Annotated in this window: 15 protein-coding genes; 13 read left to right on the forward strand and 2 right to left on the reverse strand. The window is 61.1% G+C overall.

Annotation, left to right across the window (positions count from 1 at the left end; genetic code table 11):
* Window positions 1-462 precede the first annotated feature (462 nt).
* Window positions 463-1,344: a fructosamine kinase family protein gene (locus DXZ77_RS10585; protein WP_115032055.1), complete on the reverse strand. Its 882-nt coding sequence runs from the start codon at window positions 1,342-1,344 to the stop codon at window positions 463-465.
* Window positions 1,345-1,428: 84 nt separating this feature from the next.
* Between DXZ77_RS10585 and DXZ77_RS10590 the strand changes: the two genes are divergently transcribed.
* The 9 genes from DXZ77_RS10590 (at window position 1,429) to DXZ77_RS10625 (ending at window position 11,473) form a co-directional block, all read left to right on the forward strand.
* Window positions 1,429-1,821: an RNA-binding S4 domain-containing protein gene (locus tag DXZ77_RS10590; RefSeq protein WP_115032887.1), complete on the forward strand. Its 393-nt coding sequence runs from the start codon at window positions 1,429-1,431 to the stop codon at window positions 1,819-1,821.
* A gap of 135 nt (window positions 1,822-1,956) precedes the next feature.
* Window positions 1,957-2,997 carry a glutathione S-transferase family protein gene (locus DXZ77_RS10595; protein ID WP_115032056.1) on the forward strand — a complete coding sequence of 347 codons (1,041 nt, stop codon included), beginning with the start codon at window positions 1,957-1,959 and terminating at the stop codon, window positions 2,995-2,997.
* A gap of 44 nt (window positions 2,998-3,041) precedes the next feature.
* Entirely contained in the window at window positions 3,042-4,241 is a 1,200-nt protein-coding gene (locus DXZ77_RS12130; protein ID WP_181816124.1) for a hypothetical protein, read from the forward strand.
* Window positions 4,238-6,199: a GMC family oxidoreductase gene (locus DXZ77_RS10600; RefSeq protein ID WP_181816125.1), complete on the forward strand. Its 1,962-nt coding sequence runs from the start codon at window positions 4,238-4,240 to the stop codon at window positions 6,197-6,199. Before DXZ77_RS12130 ends, DXZ77_RS10600 begins: the two co-directional genes overlap by 4 nt.
* A gap of 2 nt (window positions 6,200-6,201) precedes the next feature.
* Entirely contained in the window at window positions 6,202-7,896 is a 1,695-nt protein-coding gene (locus DXZ77_RS10605; RefSeq protein ID WP_115032060.1) for a GMC family oxidoreductase N-terminal domain-containing protein, read from the forward strand.
* Window positions 7,893-8,975 carry an alpha/beta hydrolase gene (locus tag DXZ77_RS10610; protein WP_115032062.1) on the forward strand — a complete coding sequence of 361 codons (1,083 nt, stop codon included), beginning with the start codon at window positions 7,893-7,895 and terminating at the stop codon, window positions 8,973-8,975. Before DXZ77_RS10605 ends, DXZ77_RS10610 begins: the two co-directional genes overlap by 4 nt.
* A complete protein-coding gene (locus tag DXZ77_RS10615) occupies window positions 8,972-9,439 on the forward strand; it encodes a hypothetical protein (RefSeq protein WP_115032064.1) in 468 nt (155 codons plus the stop codon). The genes DXZ77_RS10610 and DXZ77_RS10615 overlap by 4 nt, the downstream gene beginning before the upstream one ends.
* Window positions 9,440-10,070: 631 nt before the next feature.
* Window positions 10,071-10,589, forward strand: coding sequence for a PTS sugar transporter subunit IIA (locus DXZ77_RS10620; protein ID WP_208304209.1), 519 nt, complete (start codon window positions 10,071-10,073; stop codon window positions 10,587-10,589).
* A 14-nt stretch (window positions 10,590-10,603) separates the two neighbouring features.
* Window positions 10,604-11,473: a PRD domain-containing protein gene (locus DXZ77_RS10625; protein WP_115032066.1), complete on the forward strand. Its 870-nt coding sequence runs from the start codon at window positions 10,604-10,606 to the stop codon at window positions 11,471-11,473.
* Here the strand turns inward: DXZ77_RS10625 and DXZ77_RS10630 are convergent.
* On the reverse strand, window positions 11,441-12,082 hold the full coding sequence (locus tag DXZ77_RS10630; RefSeq protein WP_181816126.1) for a methylated-DNA--[protein]-cysteine S-methyltransferase: 642 nt from the start codon (window positions 12,080-12,082) through the stop codon (window positions 11,441-11,443). The two genes, DXZ77_RS10625 and DXZ77_RS10630, sit on opposite strands and share 33 nt — an antisense overlap.
* Here DXZ77_RS10630 and purL point away from each other — a divergent pair.
* From purL to istB, 4 genes are all read left to right on the forward strand, one after another.
* Window positions 12,072-16,184 carry a phosphoribosylformylglycinamidine synthase gene (purL, locus tag DXZ77_RS10635; RefSeq protein WP_503465806.1) on the forward strand — a complete coding sequence of 1,371 codons (4,113 nt, stop codon included), beginning with the start codon at window positions 12,072-12,074 and terminating at the stop codon, window positions 16,182-16,184. The two genes, DXZ77_RS10630 and purL, sit on opposite strands and share 11 nt — an antisense overlap.
* 29 nt (window positions 16,185-16,213) lie before the next feature.
* The gene (locus tag DXZ77_RS10645; RefSeq protein WP_220181638.1) at window positions 16,214-16,885 is read left to right on the forward strand and encodes a phosphatase PAP2 family protein; all 672 of its coding nucleotides are present in this window, start codon (window positions 16,214-16,216) and stop codon (window positions 16,883-16,885) included.
* 66 nt (window positions 16,886-16,951) lie between these two features.
* The gene (gene istA, locus DXZ77_RS10650) at window positions 16,952-18,619 is read left to right on the forward strand and encodes an IS21 family transposase (protein WP_115031395.1); all 1,668 of its coding nucleotides are present in this window, start codon (window positions 16,952-16,954) and stop codon (window positions 18,617-18,619) included.
* The gene (gene istB / locus DXZ77_RS10655; RefSeq protein WP_115031393.1) at window positions 18,616-19,425 is read left to right on the forward strand and encodes an IS21-like element helper ATPase IstB; all 810 of its coding nucleotides are present in this window, start codon (window positions 18,616-18,618) and stop codon (window positions 19,423-19,425) included. The genes istA and istB overlap by 4 nt, the downstream gene beginning before the upstream one ends.
* The last annotated feature ends 26 nt before the right edge of the window (window positions 19,426-19,451 follow it).

Genomic DNA, 19,451 nt, shown 5'->3' on the forward strand with positions numbered 1-19,451 from the left:
TCCGGCATTGTTAGACGACGAGCCGCACGCCGTGAGGGTCAATGCGGCCAAGGACACGACAAGGGCTGTAGTCGAGATACGCACAAAACAAAGGTAGTTGCTGGCAGCGGCCCACGCCGTATAAGCCAGCTACGACGCGCCTGATCTGTTCAGCTAAGAGAAGACTCTCTTGTATTTCATCCACGATGAATACAGGAGACACCTCCCGGCAGAAAACTTGTCCATACACGGTGAGAAAAACTCGATTACCTCAACAAAAAGACCCACGATCTTCGAAATTGAGCGCCCTCAATGCGGTGAAAATAGAGGGCTTGACCTGCGTGTTCACCGGATAAAACAGTTCGTCCACAATGTGGAGAAGGTATGTGGATAGAACAGACTTACGGGATCATTCCGCATCCAGCACAGTTGCCCTGAAAAACCGTCCTGGTCGACTGTCTGTAGCGGCCCAACGCGTGACGCTCACAAATATGCACCCATCGCAGCTAAAGCTTCATTCCCGTATGAACCCCCAAACATGATGGTGTGTACCAACAAAGGAGGAAGCTGATACCACCGCACGCGCGACTTCCAACCGTCCGCTAATGGCGCAACTTCTTCATAAGCAGCAAAAGCCCGCGAACCAAACCCACCAAACAACATCATCATCGCCACGTCGTACTCTCGGTGCCCCCAAAAAACAGCCGGATCCACCAACCAATTCCTGCCATTCACATCAACAAGACGATTCCCCGCCCATAAATCCCCATGCAATAAAGCAGGCGGCTCCACAGCCCCACATAATTCATCTGCCCTTTGTGCCAACCGCTCCACCAAGCCCCGCGCACGTGGATCTAACCTGCCTACCGCTACTGCCTGCTCCGTCAAAGGCACCAGCCTGCGTTCTGCGAAAAACTCCGACCACCGGTCACAGGGGCGCTCATCCAGGCCGACCGTCCCTAAAACCCCCCGAGTATCGTCACTGACCCCACCAAAAAACTCATTCGACGAACCATGCAGCCCCGCCAATCCTCGACCAAACTCCTCCTCAATCACTGCCGACCCGCGCTCACCTTCATCAACCCACTCCAACACCAACCCCCGCCGCGATGAAGACAGCACCCGCGGCACATTCAAAGATGCCGGAGCATGCTCTCGCAATGCCTGTAGTCCCAATGCTTCATGCTCAAACATCCCCGGCACCGGATCTGGCAATACCTTGATAAACACAGCACCATCGGGAGTCTGAGCCCGAAAAGACCTCGCCACATCTCCGCCGCGCACCGGAGTCACATCGAAAAGACGAAATCCTTCCCACACATCCCTGAAATCCCGCAAGCCATCAGGGATAACCCCAATACTCATTCGACTTCCTACCTCGTCTAAGCCGATCAACGCCCACAGCGAGCAACCCTCCGCCCCGCCATGCTGTCCCGATACGCTAAACCGATGGCGGAGAACAGCACAGTACGGATTGACGTGTGGCTATGGGCTGTCCGCGTCTATAAAACACGTTCACTCGCAGCCAGCGCCTGCAAAAACGGGCGAGTCACCATTGATGGAAACAAAGCCAAACCATCCTCCAACGTCAAAATCGGCAGCAAAGTCGAAGTTCGTAAGATTGAAGGCACGCGCATTCTGCAGGCCGTGCAGCTGCTCAATAAACGCGTCGGTGCGCCAGTAGCTGCCGAAGCAGTCATTGATACTTCCCCGCCCGCGCCCCCACGCCAATTCCGCCCCGCTGCAGTAGCTGTCCGGGAACCCGGCGCGGGACGTCCCACCAAACGCGAACGCCGCGAACTTGATCGCCTCCGCGGTCGCAGTGGCAACCGCATCCGATAGAGCCCCAATTTCACTGTGCCTGGCGCTTCTTTGCTGCCAACAGGGTGCCGATTGTTTTCCTAAAGCACCCCACCTCAATAGTTGCAGTTTCAACTAAAATGAGATGGAACCCACCCCAACCACCAAGGACACCCCATGGAAAACACCAACCAAGGAAGCTACGTCACCGCAGGAAAACCCTACGAGCGCGACACCCGATACATCACCACCCGCATCACCCGCGACGGCCGCGACGGATACCCCGTCGAACCACACCGCTACCGCCTCATCGTCTCCAGAGCCTGCCCCTGGGCCAACCGCACCATGATCGCCCGACGCATCTACGGACTCGAAAACGTCCTCAGCATGGGGATCGCCGGCCCCACCCACGACAAACACAGCTGGACCTTCGACCTCGACCCCGAAGGCAAAGACCCCATCCTGGGCATCCACCATCTCAAAGACGCCTACGAAAAACGCCACCCCAACTACCCACGCGGAATCACCGTCCCCGCCATCGTCGACACCCACAACGGCGCCGTCGTCACCAACGACTACAACCAAATCACCCTCGACCTCGGCGAAGAATGGCGCCACCTCCACCGCGAAGGCTCACCTAACCTCTACCCCCACCACCAACAACACGAACTCGACCAACTCATCAAATACATCTACACAGAAATCAACAACGGCGTATACCGCGCCGGATTTGCAGGCAGCCAAGAACAATACGAAGCCGCCTACAACCGACTCTGGACAGCCCTAGACACCCTCGAAGAACGCCTCGCCACCACCCGCTACCTCATGGGCCCCCAGATAACCGAAGCCGACCTACGCCTCTACCCCACCCTCATCCGATTCGACCTGGCCTACCACGGCCACTTCAAATGCAACCGCCAACCCCTCTCCACCATGCACAACCTCTGGAACTACCTCAAAGACCTATTCCAAACCCCCGGATTTGGCGACACCAACGACCTCCTGCACATCAAACAGCACTACTACGGCGTCCACACCGACATCAACCCCACCCAAATCATCCCCAGCGGACCCGACATGAGCGCTCTCCTAGACCCCCACGACCGAGAACGCTTCGACACCAACACCTGGGGAGACCACGGCACCCCACCACCCCCACCACCTGCCACCGAAATCGTTGACCCCACCCATACACCACTCCACATCACAAAAAGATGAAACCTCAAACTTCCACGCAGCCACATGCTGAATACTTACTCAACGTGACCGCCCCGAACTCCGGACCCAACCGCACAGCCGCACGCGAACGAGCCCGGCTCCTCGGAATCAACATCGGAGTTCTACTCCTCGTCGCCGCGATCGTGCTCATCGTCGCCCAACTCCTCCCAGCCCTACCCGCACCCATCTACCCAACCGTCTTCACCGCCGTTGCCGCCATCCTCATCACAACAGGAATCCGCAATGCCCGCCGCGGCAACACCGAAATCGCCCACACCCTCGGCGGCTGGGCCGGCATCCTCACCCTCCTGCTCACCCTCACCTGGTCATCACTCCTAGGCTGGGGCGGCGCACTCACCTCAACCCTGCTCATCGCCATCACCCTCAACCTAGCCATCGCCGCCACCCTCCGCTCACCCATCCACCTAGCCATCACCATCCTCACCGCCCTGCCCTGGGCCGCCATCGCCCACCTCTACGAAATCCCACCCATCCCCGCACTCATCCTCAGCGCCATCGGACTCTTCTGGCTCACCAACATCCAGTACTCCCACATCCTGGCCATCACCACCACACTCACCTTGCCCGTCAGCCTCACTCTCCTCCTGCACCCCTGGACCCACGACACCATCGCCATCGACGGCGCCGACATCGCAACCATGGCCGGACTCATCCTCCTGTGCTCCACCCTGGCCGGACTCACCACCAAAAAAACCCCCGACGAGCGCCTCTGGCCCACCACACGCACCACCATCCTCACCGCCCTCATCATCCAAACTCTCGCCGGGGCCGTACCTGCCATCGCCAGCCACCTCACTCCCACCCACCCCTGGCCAGGCCTGCTCCTCGGCGCCGCCTGCGCCCTCGCCGCCTGCGCCCTCGCAGTTCACCACGGCACTCGAACCGGCTGGTGGACCCTCACCGCCCACGCCGCCCTCCTATGGGGATCAGTCCTGACCACCCTGACCACCCCCACCCCCTGGACCACCCTCATCATCGTCATGGCCTACGGAACCCTCCTCATCCGCATCACCCGCCACGCTGGCGCAGACACCCGCACCGGAATTGCCGCCCTCGCCGCCCTCGCCGCCCTCGCCACCGCAACAACCCTCATCACCCAACCTGCCCCCTACACCGCCGCACTCATCCTCGCCCTCATCGGCGCCCTCATCATCACCACAGCCCTAAGCCGCGGCCCCGTACCACCCACCGGCCGCACCGACGGACGAGAGGTCACCCCATGATGGTCCCCCGCCGAAACCTCCTCACAGCAGGACTCACCGCCGGAGCAACCCTCGCCGCAGCCAGCGCCGCAGCCCTACGCCACGACTGGGTCCCCACCCCCAACGCCGGCCCCCGACGCCCCACCATCGACAGCTCCGCCACCGACAACCGCACCGAATACGACTACATCATCATCGGCTCCGGAGCAGGCGGCGGCCCCCTCGCCGTCCGACTCGCCGAAGCAGGACACACCGTCCTCGTCGTCGACGCAGGCCCCGCCACCTCATCCCGCGACGTCTACGACGTCCCAGCCTTCCACCTCTTCGCCTCCTCCGACCCAGAAATCAGCTGGGACTTCTGGGTCAAGCACTACACCGACCCAACCAAACACGGCAGCGCATACATTCCCCAACACGGCGGAGTCCTCTACCCCCGAGCCTCCACCCTCGGCGGATGTACAACCCACCACGCCCTGCTCATGCTTGCCCCCGAACTCGAAGACTGGAACTACATCGCACGCCACACCGGCGACCCGTCCTGGAACGCCGCCATCATGAACAAATATCTCCAACGCGTCCGCGAATGGCTCCCCATCGAAACCAGCCCCGCAGCCCTGCTCGCCCGCGACACCACCCTCGCCCGCATCGTCACCGCAACCATCACCCAACACCCAGCCCACAACCTCACCCCCGCAGACATCGACCTCAACAACCTCACTGCCAAAGGCACCCTCTTCGACCCCAACGACCCCGCCGCCGTCGAAGCAACACGAACCGGTGCATGCCTCGTACCCCAATCCAGCCGCAACGGACACAGATACGGCACCCGAGACCGTCTCCTCGACGCCGCCCCACGCCTCACCAGACACCTCTTCTTCCAAACCGACGCCCTCGTCGAACGCATCACCTTCGACCGCGGCCGCGCCAACCGCCCCCGCGCCACCGGCATCGACCTGGTCATCTCACCCCGCGCCTACGGCGCCAGCCCCATCCAACACCGCATCAACACCGACCAACGCAACAAAAATCGCCGACACATCACCGCCCGCCGCGAAGTCATTGTCGCCGCCGGCGCATTCAACACCCCACAACTGCTCATGCTCTCCGGCATCGGCGACCCCAAACAACTGCAACGCCACGGCATCCAAACCATCATCGCCTTACCCGGCGTTGGCGAAAACCTCCAAGACCGATACGAAATGACCGTCGTCACAGAATTCGACCGCCGATTCGCCCTCCTACGCGACGCAGCCTTCGGCGCCCCCAGCGACCTCGAACTCCAACGCTGGCGCTCCGGCGACCCCAACGCCCTCTACCGCTCCAACGGCCTACTCATCGGACTCAAAGAAAAATTCGACGGCGGCTCCGACCACCCAGAACTCTTCATCTTCGGTGCACCCTCCCACTTCACCGGTTACCGACCCAACTTCGCCGAAGACGGAGTCCGCAGCCGCCGCCACTTCAACTGGGCCATCATCCGCGGATACCAACAAAGCATGTCCGGATACGTCCGCCTCCGCTCCGCCGACCCCACCACCACACCCGACATCAACTTCCGCTACTTCGACGACGGAACCAACACCCCCGGCGCACAAGCCGACCTCGCAGCCATGCGACAAGGCTTCCGCCACGCCCGCTCCGTCAACGACCTCGCCCGCAAACTCCGCTTCACAGACGCCGCCCGCGACCACGAAATCTACCCAGGACCCACCATCAACGGACCCGACCTCGACAACCTCATCCGCCGCGACGCATGGGGCCACCACGCCTCATGCACCGCACCCATGGGCCCAGACAACAACCCCAAAGCAGTCCTAGACTCCCGCTTCCGTGTCCGCGGCGCCGAAAACCTCCGCGTCGTCGACGCATCCGCCTTCCCTAAAATCCCCGCACTCTTCCCACTCATGGCCATCTACGCCGCCAGCGAACGCGCCGCCGATGTCATCCTCAACGACGCCCGAACTACCCACACCGCATAACCATGACCACAACACCAACAACACCCAACACACACACCACCGGCCCCCACCCCACCTGGCCACGACTCGAAACCGAACACCTCCCCACCGACGCCGACACCGTCATCATCGGCTCCGGATTCGGCGGCTCCGTCGCCGCCGCACGCCTAGCCCAAGCAGGAAAAGACATCCTCCTACTCGAACGTGGCCGCGAATGGATACCCGGCGAATTCCCCGACGACTTCGCCAGCGTCCGCCGCAACATCCGCACCCGCCACAACCCCATGGGCCTATTCGACCTCGCCCTAGGCCTAGACGTAGACCGCCTCATCGCCAACGGTCTCGGCGGCGGATCCCTCATCTACGCCAACGTCATGCTCCCCCCAGAACCAGAAGTCTTCAACGACCCCCACTGGCCCGAAGGCATCAACCTACGCACCCTCACCCCCTACATCGGGCGAGTCCGAGCCATGCTTCGCCCCGAACACGTCCAACGAGCCCCCAAACACGTCGAACCCCTCACCGGCCTAGCCCACCACCACAAACTCCCCGTCAAACCCGTCCCCGTAGCCGTCAACCTCACCCGCCCCAACGAACCCAACCCCCACGGAATCCAACAAAACACCTGCACACACTGCGGAAACTGCGTCACCGGATGCAACGTTGGCGCAAAAACCACCATGCGAGCCAGCTACCTACCCCTAGCCCACAGCGCAGGCGCCCGCATCGTCACCCGCACCGAAGTCCGCACCATCGAACCCTCACCCAACCCCCACCATCGCTGGCGCCTACGCGGATGGCGCCTCAACTACGTCGGCGCCCACTACGAACGCACACCCTTCACCCTCGACTGCACCACCGTCATCCTCTCCGCCGGAGCACTAGGAACCACCGCCCTGCTCCTACGCAGCTCCGCCGCCGGCCTCGCCCTCTCACCCAACCTCGGACACCGATTCTCCGGCAATGCCGACTCCCTCGCCCTCTCCTACAACGCAGGTATCACCCGCCAAGCAGGAATCGGTGCCCGCGACCAATTCGCCCCTGACAGCGAATACGGCCCCACCATCGCCCGCATGATCGACCGCCGAAACGGTGCCCACGGCCACCTCATCCAAGACGCAGTCATCCCATACCCCATCGCAACCATGTTGCGCCGCCTCCTCGCTGGACGCTTTGCCCTCAGCGGAGACGAACGCATCTACTGCGACCTACGCCCTGGCGGATGCCCACCCGGCTGCAGCGCCATCGAACACTCTCAACTCTGGCTAGCAATGGGAACAGACGAAGCCAACGGCACCGTCCGACTCGGACCCCGCGGCGAACCCACCGTCCACTGGCCCGACGCCCACCGCCAAAACATCTACCGCCAACAACAAGACGACTTCGCCCACCTAAGCGAAACCGGAGAATCCATCCACATCTCCAACCCTCGACACCTCGTCCGACGCAGCGGAATCCCCGCACAATCCCCCGTCACAGTCCACGCCCTCGGCGGAGCAGCCGTGGGGCCCAACGTCGATACAGGCGTCATCGACCGCGACCACCGCGTCTACACAGGACACGGCAACACCACAGGTACCGCCGTTCACCCCGGCCTCTACGTCATCGACGGTGCAGCCAGCCCAACATCCCTGGGCGCCAACCCCGCACTCACTATCGCTGCACTCGCAGAACGCGCAGCCGAACGCCTCCTCCACCACGAGAACGAGACCCCATGAACACCTTCCTCAACGCCATACGCAACTGCCTACGCGGCAGCTTCCTCGTCCTCGCCCTCATCATCTCCATCATCGCCACAATCCTTCTCGACGTCCGCGACCTGCGCAGCCCAGCCAACGCAAAAACCGACATGCCACCGGCATCAGTCGCCCCCTGGCACGACCCCTCTTGGACACCTTCTACCACCGTCCCCGGATTACACACCCGCCAACTCGACATAGGCGACCTTGCTGGCGGCGGAACCACCCGCGTCGGTGTCCTCGAACCCACCATTCCAGCCGTCGCCGATGTTCTCTTCATCCACGGCCACGCCGACCGACTCGACAACCACCGCGCACTCTTCACCAGCCTCGCGCAACGCGGCATGCGCGTCATCTCCTACGACCTGCCCTCCCACGGCAAATCCCGCCTAGCTCCCATTGACCGCTGGAGCATCGACGACCTCACCGAACTCACAGCCCGAGTCGAACACGCCACCCACACCAAACACCCACTCATCCTCTCCGGATGGTCCTTCGGCGGACTCATCGCCACCCGCATCGCACAAGAACCAACCCGCCTACATCGATTCTCCCGCCCCATTCGCGCACTTATCCTCGAAACCCCCGCCGTCGCCCCTCTGCCCTTCGTCGGAGGCGACGGCATCGCTCGAGCACGCACCCTCACCCACGACACAGACGCTCCCGTAGCCGCCCCACCCACACCCGCATCACCCTTCTATAACCCTCTCTTCGCCACCCGACTTCTCACCGAAGCCACCATTGCTGCAGCACACCCCCTTCCGGTCGGGCTACCTACGCTCATCATCGGATCCGACCCCGAACACGACCGCTACATCGACGCTAAAAAAGTTGCCACGTGGGCTACAGGTGTAGCTAAAAAGACCGGTGCCAACATCACCTTCCGAACCTGCCACGGTGCTCGCCATGGCGTTGACATCGAAGCCTGGCCAATCGGACCAGCCGCCAATCACCACATCACCAACTTCATCGCCAAAACTCTCACCCTCGCTACTGCTGCTACCCGCACCAGCAACTCAACCCCCACACCCACGGAAGTGACCACAGCATGTCGGTGACCACCTTCACAGAAACCATGCGCGGACAAGGGTTCGACCTCTGCCACTTGCGCGTCCGCCTCAACCACCCCGAAAACCATGACCAAGGGTTCACCGGAATCATTGAAAGTGGGAAAGCGACTGGCCCAGGTTTCTCCGGTTCCATCACCGGAGGAGATGTCACCATCCTCGCCCGCGAAGGCAACGCCCGTGTAATGCGTTATCGACTCGACGTAGCCGACCTAAACGGGCCAGTCGAACTTCACGGTGTCAAAACGCTACGAGCTACCCGCCGGCTCCTGCCTAACCCCCTGCGTGTGTGGAAATCCACGACCACCATCACTCTTGAAGCCACACAGAACGGGACTAGAATTTCTACCGGGACCGCACGCGTTCACGTCAGCGACCTTCTGCCCCAACTTTGTTCACTTCACGGTGCAGTACCGAGATTCATTCTCGGATTTCTCACCCGCGTCATTCGCTGACAGTATTTTCAACCCGAAAAATTTGTCACCACGCGAGCCTGTTTGTAGTAGCGTCATACACGAACTATCGCTCGTTATCAGGCTTGTAACTTTCGGCAAAACCTGAGGCGCGCAATCGAGCCGTGCTGCCCGATTAACGTCGTCAACGTCGCCGAGGAAACATGTCCCCCGTACTGCTCCGCCACTCTGCAGGTGTCACCACCCCTGACCGCGATCCCGCCCAGGCAATAGGCACAGCCCTGGGATGAGCAGAAGCAGGCGTTTCACCCCCTCATCGCGCATGGCAACGTCCCACCTCGCGGGAGTCGATGCCCCCTTCACAACACCTCACACAGTGCGTTCATATCGCGCCTGATTTTTAAGCCCCAGAGCTGGCTCTTACGCCGCGGCTTCAAGGACCAACAATGTGCACCCATCTCCACACGAGCGATCACATCCCTGAGCGCTTTATCTCGCCCCGAAAATCTGTTTATCGCATTCATCGATCATGAGCAGCTCATGTTGCTCTGTGTCGACGCCGTATGTGAGGACGTGGCCAAGGAACACATCAGCTACGCCGTAATCCCGAAAGCGCTAAAGCATTCACGAATGCGCTCAGTTTCGATGACTGAGCCTGAGAAAGGACAGACAAATGTTGGACCTGCTGCGTAAATGGAAACGACAGATCGTCGGAGAGACGCACATGGAGCCGCACGTTGCGCATGAAGCTTTATATCGGCCGGTACAAGGCCGAGCTGTTGATATCACGGAGGTACCGGACCCCGTATTCGCTCAAAAAATTATGGGAGATGGCTTCGCAGTTCTTCCGGATGAGGGTGTGTTCCGTGCTCCGGTGGCAGGTGAGCTTGTGCTGGTAGCTGAGACCATGCACGCGTTTGCGATTCGCACGGACGCTGGTGCAGAAGTATTGGTTCACATCGGTATCGACACAGTGGGTCTTAAAGGTGAGGGGTTTACGGCGCATGCTCAGGCTGGGCGGTGGGTGCAAGCTGGGGAACCGATCATCTCGTGTGACCTTAGGTCACAGGAGGCAAAGGTTCCATCGATGATTACGCCCGTAGTTGTGACAAACGGTGACCGTTTCACAATGACAGGACGCAATTTGAGCGCTGCGAACGATGGTGCTGTTGCAGTCATCGTGTCGAACTGAGGCGTTCTCTACCGATGGGGTCACAGGTAACAGTTCGGCGGGTTTACAACAACAATGTCGTCCTCGGCGTTGAGGATGGCGCGGAGGTTGTTCTTCTCGGTAAAGGCATTGGATTTGGGCGTAAGCCAGGCGATGAGGTTGACACCGAGGGGGTACAGCGTTTCGTTGAGGAGCTGCCATATAAGGCGGCGCGTGTTGCCGATGTGCTCAGCGGGGCGACGATGGAAGAGACAGAGGTTGCGCGTGCCATCGTCGCCATCGGTAGAGATGCGTTGGGGCTTTCGGTAGGGCAGGCGCTGTTGTTGCCAGTGCTGGACCACCTGTCGGTTGCGGTGAAGCGAGTGAAGATGGGTATCACGGTCGACTTCCCGTTGCGGTGGGAGGTTGGGCATGTGTTTCCGGAGGAGAGCGCGGCAGGCCGTGAGGCGATGCATTTGGCGAATGCGCGCCTGGGGGTGGTGTTACAGGAAGACGAGTGGGTGGCGTTTGCTTTGCACTTTGTGAATCATCGGTGGGCTGGTGGTGATTTGAGTCGGACGTTGAGCATGACTGAAACGATTCGGCGGTCGTTCTCGCTATTGGAGGAGTCGTGGGGGAGGGCAATTGACGAGAACTCGATGAATGCTGCTCGGTTTGTGACGCATATGCGTTATTTATTTGTGCGGGCTTTGGAGAGCCGGCAGTTAGATGATGTGGGTGTGGATTTGTTGGCGCCGGTGCGGGCGCGTTCGCCGGAGGCGGTGCGGGCTGCGTTGGGGTTACGTGAGTTGGTAGAGGAGGCGTTGGGGGTGTCTCTGACTGAGGGAGAGGTGGGTTATTTGGTGTTGCATACGGTGCGTTTGTATGCGGAGTTAGGGATGGAACGTCCAGGTTCTGGTGGGTGAGTTGGGCGTGGTTGGGGTGGTTTTTTCGTGTGTGAGAAGCCATTTTTTGGCTTCGGTGCCGCCTCGGTACTGTCCGGGGTTGCCGTTGGCGCGGATGATGCGGTGACAGGGCAGGAGGAGAGGTAGCGGGTTGGTAGCGCATGCGGTGGCTGCGGCGCGGATAGCTGTGGGGTGTCCTGCTTGGGTGGCGAGTTGGGTGTAGGTGAGGGTGGATCCGTAGGGGATGGTGGTGAGGTGAGTTTGGATGGTGCGTCGGAAGGGCGTGCTCATGCGGTGGTCTAGGGGGAGGGTGAAGTGGTGGCGTGTGCCGGTGAAGTATTCGGTGAGTTGGGTTCTGGCGGTGTGGAGGATGGGTGTTTCGTGGTGTGTGCCGGGGCCGGTGGTGTTGGTAATGCGGGTGAGGGCGGTGGTGTGGTTTTCGCTGCCGAAGGCGATGTAGATGACGCGTTCTTGGGCTTGTGCGATGAGTAGTTCGCCGATGGGGGTGTTGATGGTTATGTAGGTGAAGTGGTGAGTGGTCATGGTGTCAGTGTGCTGGTGGGGTCGGGGTGGTTGGTAGGGGCGGGCGAAGTGGCATGCTAGTCCGGGTAGCCTGGGTGTGTCGGTCATCACCGCACCCGAGAAAGGCCGCAGCATGTCTTCGCCGTCTGTTCCTTCCGCATCATTGTTGAGCGCTGGCTCTGTGTTGGAGGGAAGTTCTGATCCTGTGTATGAAGTTACTTTTATTCCTGGTGGGTCGGCGCTTTCTGATTTTCGGGTAGCTGCGCTGCTTCGCCGTTTGCGTAGTGTTGATGAGCGCATTGTTGGTGTTGATGCGCAGTTTGTGCATGTGGTGGCTTCTGATTCGCCGTTGGATGAGGCGGGTTGTGAGCGGTTGGCGTCGATTCTTGAGTACGGGGATGCGTATTCAGGGCCATCAGTGGGTGAGGGCCGGGTTGGTGTGGTTGTGGCGCCGCGGTTTGGAACTATTTCGCCGTGGGCGAGTAAGGCCACGGATATCCTGCACAACTGCGGGATTGCTATTCACCGTGTGGAGCGGGTGACTCAGTTTGTTTTGACGTTGAGTGGGGTGGGTGCAGAGGCTGGTTTGGCTGATGAGCAGTGGGTTGATGCTGCTGGGGTGTTGCATGACCGTATGACGGAGACGGTTTTGCGGGGGGTGGATGAGGCGAGGTTGGTGTTTGCTGAGCGTGAGCCTGCCGATTTGGGGCGGGTTGATGTGTTGGGTCTGGGGCGTGATTCGTTGGTGGAGGCGAACACGGCGCTGGGTTTGGCGCTTTCTGATGATGAGATTGATTACTTGGTGGACGCGTTTGTGGGGTTGGGGCGTAATCCGAGTGATGTTGAGTTGATGATGTTCGCGCAGGCGAATTCGGAGCATTGCCGTCACAAGATTTTTAATGCTGATTTTGTGATTGATGGGCAGCGTCAGGATTTGTCGCTGTTCGGGATGATTCGGCACACCGAGAAGATGAATGGCCAGAACACGATTGTGGCGTATAAGGATAATGCCGCGATTATGGCTGGTGGGGAGGTTACTCGGTGGTTGCCTGCGGTTACTGATGCTCAGGGTGAGGCACATAAGTATTCGGGCCGTATGGGTGATGTGCATGTGTTGATGAAGGTGGAGACGCATAATCACCCGACGGCGATTTCACCGTTCCCGGGTGCTGCTACGGGTGCTGGTGGTGAGATTCGTGATGAGGGTGCTACGGGTCGGGGTTCGGCGCCGAAGGCGGGGCTGACTGGGTTTGTGGTGTCGAATCTGCATCTTCCGGGTACGAATGAGCCCTGGGAGGTGGGTGATTGTGATGAGCAGGGGCGCCGTCGTTTCCCGGCGCATGTGGCTTCTCCGTTGGACATCATGATTGAGGCGCCGATTGGTGCGGCTGCGTTCAACAATGAGTTTGGACGCCCAGGTTTGGGTGGCTTTTTCCGTGTGTATGAGCAGACGGTGGATGGGGTGCGCCGTGGCTATCACAAGCCGATCATGTCTGCTGGTGGTTTGGGCTCTATTGATGCTGGTCAGACGGAGAAGGTTCCGTTTGAGGCTGGTTCGCTTTTGGTTCAGCTGGGTGGGCCGGGTATGCGTATTGGTATGGGTGGTGGCGCTGCCAGTTCGATGGCTGCGGGGACGAATGCTGCTGATTTGGACTTTGATTCTGTTCAGCGTGGTAACCCGGAGATGGAGCGTCGTGCGCAGGAAGTGATTAACGCGTGTTGGTCGTTGGGGTCGGGGAACCCGATTTTGGCGATTCACGATGTTGGTGCCGGTGGTTTGTCTAATGCTTTTCCTGAGCTGGTTAGTGATGCCGGTCGAGGGGCGCGGTTCGATATTCGTGCGGTTCCGGTAGAGGAAAGTGGTCTGACGCCGGCGGAGATTTGGTGTAACGAGTCGCAGGAACGGTACGTGTTGGCGATTGCGCCGGAGTCGTTGCCTATGTTCCGTGAAATTGCTGAGCGTGAGCGGTGTCCGTTCGCTGTTGTTGGTGCGGCTACTGATGATGGCCGGTTGGTGTTGGAAGCTGCGGATGTGCTCTGTGCTGAGGCTGGGGGTGACGGCGCGGTTGAGAGCGGTGCGGATGCGCCGATTGATATGCCTCTTGAGGTGTTGTTGGGTAAGGCACCGAAGATGACACGTGATGTGGCTCGGGTGAGGCGGAGTACGCCTCGTTTGGATGTGGCTGCGTTCCACGGGTCGAAGAAGGGTGCTGGGGCTCTTCGGGATGCTGCGTATGCGGTGTTGCGGCATCCGTCGGTGGCCAGTAAGCGTTTCTTGATCACTATTGGTGACCGCACGGTGGGTGGTTTTTCGCATCGTGACCAGATGGTTGGGCCTCACCAGGTTCCTGTTGCTGATGTTGCGGTGACGTTGTCTGATCATTTCTCTTTCGCGGGTCAGGCGATGAGTTCGGGGGAGCGGATGCCGGTTGCGGCGGTGAATGCTCCTGCTTCTGGTCGTTTGGCTGTGGGTGAGGCCATCACGAATTTGCTGGCTGCTCCGGTTGAGTCACTTGAGAGTGTGAAGATTTCGGCTAACTGGATGGCTGCTGCTGGTGAGGAGGGTGAAGACGCAGCGCTGTATGACACGGTTCGTGCTGTGGCGATGGATTTGCTTCCTGAGCTGGGGATTGGTGTGCCGGTTGGCAAGGATTCGTTGTCTATGCGTACGCAGTGGACTGATGAGGTTACGGGGGAGACGTGCAAGGTTACGTCCCCGGTCTCTTTGGTTATTTCTGCGTTTGCGTCGTTGTCGGATGTGCGTGGCACGCTTACTCCGGCTTTGCCGAAGAATCGTGAGACGACGCTTTTGCTTGTTGATTTGGGTGAGGGCGAGCGTCGTTTGGGTGGTTCGATGTTTGCTCAGGTCAATGGTGTTTTCGGGGGGGCTACGCCTGATGTGGTGAGGCCGTCTCATCTTGTTGACCTGACGCGGGCGATGACTGCGTTGCGGGAAGCGGGAGTGATTGTGGCTTACCACGACCGTTCTGATGGTGGTTTGTGGGCTGCCACGGTTGAGATGGGTTTTGCTGGTAGCACGGGGTTGACTCTCGATGTGCCGGATGTGGCGACGCTTTTCACTGAAGAGCTTGGGGTTGTGCTTGGCATTCCTTCTGAACGGGCAGGTAAGGCTGAGGCTATTCTGGCTGCTCACGGGTTGGGTGAGATCACGCATCGTGTGGGTACTACGCGTGGTGACCGGCGTGTTCAGGTTGTTATTGATGGTGCGAAGGTCATGGATGAGGCTTTGGCTGATCTGGGTGCGGTCTGGGATGAGACGTCTGTTCGGATTAGTCAGCTGCGCGATAACCCTGAGTGTGCGCGACAGGAGCATGAGGCTTTTACGGCGGCGTTGGCTGGTAAATGTGAGGGTGTTACTGAGCTTTCGGTTGCTCCGACGTTTGATCCCAATGATGATGTTGCTGCGCCGTTCTATAACGCTGGGGCGCGTCCACGTCTTGCTGTGTTGCGTGAGCAGGGCGTGAACTCTCATGTGGAGACGGCGTGGGCGTTTGATCAGGCCGGTTTTGACACGTTTGACGTGCACATGACTGATCTGCAGACGGGGCGGATTGACCTGTCGAGCATGGTTGGTTTGGTTGCTGCAGGTGGATTCTCTTATGGAGACACGCTGGGTGCTGGTGAGGGCTGGGCGCGTTCGGTGCTGTACAACCCTCATTTGCTTGAGATTTTCACTGACTTCTTTGCTCGTCCGGACACTTTTGGTTTGGGTATTTGCAACGGATGTCAGATGTTTGCGGCGTTGGCTGACCTTATTCCGGGTGCGCAGGCGTGGCCGCGTTTTTCTCGGAATCTTTCTGAGCAGTATGAGGCGCGTCTTGCTCAAATCGAGGTGTTGGATTCGCCATCGATTTTCTTTGCGGGCATGGCTGGTTCGAGTTTGCCGATTGTGGTGGCTCATGGTGAGGGGCGTGCTGACTTCTCGGTGCGTGGTGATGCTGCCGAGGTGGTGCGTGTGATGCGGTACACGGATGCTAGTGGTGCACCGGCTGTTTCTTATCCCGCTAACCCGAATGGCTCAGCGGAGGGTCTGACTGCGGTGACTACCCCTGATGGGCGTTTCACTGCGATGATGCCTCACCCGGAGCGGGTAGCTCGAAATGTGCAGTTCTCGTGGACGGATCAGCCTGTTGAGGGCACGAGTCCGTGGATGAGGCTGTTCCGGAATGCGCGGGCTCACATCGGGTGATTCGTCGCGTTTGTTTTGGTGAAAGGGCGGTGCAGGGCTCCTTGGTGGTGGTCCTGCACGGCCTTTTCTTTTCGTTGGTGTGGGCTGTTGTTTTTGCGCTGATCGGGTGGGGTGTTCTTCGTTTTGAGGCTGTGGGCGATTCGTTTGCGGCCAAGGTTGCGCGCGGTGTTGATGAGGGGTTTGTCAGGGCGGGGACAGATGCGGTTCGTTCGCATGCTGTTATGCGTGAGTTTTTTGTGGCGTGGCAGTGGCTGAGTGAGCCGTGGCGTGTTTATGCGTGTGGGTTGGTGGTTTTGGGGGTGTTGTGGTGGTGGCGTCGGGCTGGGGTTGTTGGGGCGGGGCAGCGTGTTGGGTGTGGCGTTGTGGGAATGATGTGGGCGTGGTTATTGGCTGCGGTTGTGAAGTGGGTGGTGGCTAGGCCGCGGCCGGTGGTGGAGCCGCCGGTGTGGTGTGCGGAGGGCTTTTCTTTTCCTAGTGGCCATGCAGCGAATGCGACTGCTGTGGTGTGTGGTTTTGTGTTTGTGTTGTGGCCGTTTTTGGGCTGGATGGGGCGTGTTGGTGTGTTGGTCGGTGGGGTGCTTTTTGTGGTGGTGACAGTGGTGGATCGGGTGATGCTGGGTGGTTGTGACAGCTTGGTTCGGCCCCGTTGTGACGGCCTGATCTGGCCCCGCGTGCGACTTGCCGGGGTGTTGACGGTCTGAACTGGCCCCACCCCTTCACGCTGGTCCCCATCACTGGGAACCAGTCGCGAGGGCAAGGGAGCCAAGATGGGATCACGAGTGCAGCTGTACGCCGACATCCGCCACGACGCGCGAGTCGATGGCCTGTCCATCCGCGAGCTCGCCCGCAAACACGGAGTGCACCGCCGCACCGTCCGCCAGGCACTCGCCGCGGCCGAACCCCCACCCCGCAAGAGGCCGGTCCGCACGGCACCGCGTTTGGACCCGTACAAGCCGGCCATCGACCAGATGCTGCTCTACGACCTGACCGCCCCGCGCAAGCAGCGCCACACCGCCACGAGGATCCTGGCCCGGTTGCGTGACGAGCACGGCGCCACGGACCTGTCGTACTCGACGGTGCGGGACTACGTCCGGATCCGGCGCGCGCAGATCGATCTGGAGGCCGGGCGCCGGGTGGAGGCGATGGTGCCGCAGGACCACGCCCCCGGCGCGGAGGCCGAGGTCGACTTCGGCGAGGTCTACGTGATCCTGGACGGCGTCAAGACCAAGTGCCACATGTTCGTCTACCGCCTGTCGCACTCTGGCAAGGCCATTCACCGCGTCTACCCGACGGGCGGGCAGGAGGCCTTCCTCGAGGGACACATCGAGGCCTTCCACGCCCTGGGTGGTATCCCGACCCGTCACATCCGCTACGACAACCTCACCTCGGCCGTGGTGCAGGTCATCCACGGCGGGAACCGGCTGCGCGACGAGAACGAACGCTGGGTGCTGTTCCGCTCCCACTACGGCTTCGACGCGTTCTACTGCCAGCCAGGCATCGACGGCGCCCACGAGAAAGGTGGCGTCGAGGGCGAGGTCGGCTGGTTCCGCCGCAACCACCTCACCCCCATGCCCGAAGTCGCCACCCTGGACGAACTCAACGACAAGATCCGCGCCTGGGAAGTCGACGACAACACCCGCCGCATCACCGGACACGTCAACACGATCGGGCAGGACTACCACGCCGAACTGCCCCACCTGGCACCGTTGCCGGCCGACGACTTCGACCCCGGCCTGATCCTCCACCCGCGCGTCGACCGCTCCGCCCTGATCACCGTCCGCATGGTCAAGTACTCCGTCCCCGCGCACCTCATCGGCCAACGCGTCCGCGTGTCGTTGCGGGCCTCCTGCGTGGTCGTGTTCGAGGGCCGCAGCGTCGTCGCCACCCACCCTCGCCTCGGCACCCGGGGCGTGATCCGTGTCGAGCTGGACCACTACCTCGAGGTCCTACGCCACAAGCCCGGCGCGTTCCCCGGCTCCACCGCCCTCGCGCAGGCCCGCGCCGCGGGGGCGTTCACCGCGGCCCACGACGCGTTCTGGGCCGCGGCCCGCAAGACCAGCGGCGACGTCGCGGGCACCCAGGAGTTGATCGACGTGCTCCTGCTCCACCGATCCCTTCCGGCCGAGGCGGTGATCGCCGGCATCACCTCAGCCCTGTCCGTTGGTGCGATCAGCCCCGACGTCGTCGCCGTGGAAGCCCGCCGCCACGCCACCACCCACACACCCGCCCCAGTCAGCCCGACCAGGCGGGGGACGGTCGTGAACCTGCCACCACGACGCCCCACCGACCCGCACCAGGTCATCGCGCACCTGCCCGAGGACACCCGACCCCTGCCCACCGTCACCGCCTACGACGAACTCCTGCGTCGACGCCAACCCGATCCCGCCCCGGCCTCCGCCGAGACTCACCACCACACCCCGACAGGAACCCCATGACCACCACCAGCACCAGCCGCCCCGCGAGCCTTCGCCGGCGTCAGGGCCTGACCGAACAAGCCGCGCAGGCCGCGATCGACCAGGCCTGCCGCCGCCTACGACTGCCCACCATCCGGTCCGTCGTCGATGAGGCGATCACCACCGCCACCAAGGAACAACTCACCTACCAGGGCTTCCTCGCCGAGCTGCTCCTGGCCGAGGTCGACGACCGTGACCGGCGCTCTACCCTGCGCCGTATCAAGAGCGCCGGCTTCCCGCGCGAGAAGTGGCTGGCCGACTTCGACTTCACCGCGAACCCGAACATCAACCCCGCCACCATCAACGAGCTCGCCACCGGCGACTGGATCCGCCGCGGCGACCCGCTGTGCCTGATCGGGGACTCCGGCACCGGCAAGTCCCACCTGCTCATCGCACTCGGCACCGCCGCCGCAGAACAGGGCTACCGCGTCCGCTACACCCTCGCAACCCGCCTGGTGAACGAGCTCGTCGAGGCCGCTGACGAGAAGCAACTCACCAAGACCATCAACCGCTACGGAAGAGTGGATCTCCTGGTCATTGACGAACTGGGATACATGGAGCTCGACCGGCGCGGCGCCGAGCTGTTGTTCCAGGTCCTCACAGAGCGGGAGGAGAAGAACGCCATCGCGATCGCGTCCAACCAGTCCTTCTCCGCCTGGACCGACACCTTCACTGACCCCAGGCTCTGTGCAGCGATCGTCGACCGCCTCACCTACAACGCCACCATCATCGAGACCGGAACCAACTCCTATCGCCTCGCCCACACCCGAGCCCGACAGGCCGGGTGACACCCTGCAAATAGGCAGTCGCCTAC

The sequence above is a fragment of the Dermatophilus congolensis genome (assembly GCF_900447215.1).
Classification (GTDB): domain Bacteria; phylum Actinomycetota; class Actinomycetes; order Actinomycetales; family Dermatophilaceae; genus Dermatophilus; species Dermatophilus congolensis_A.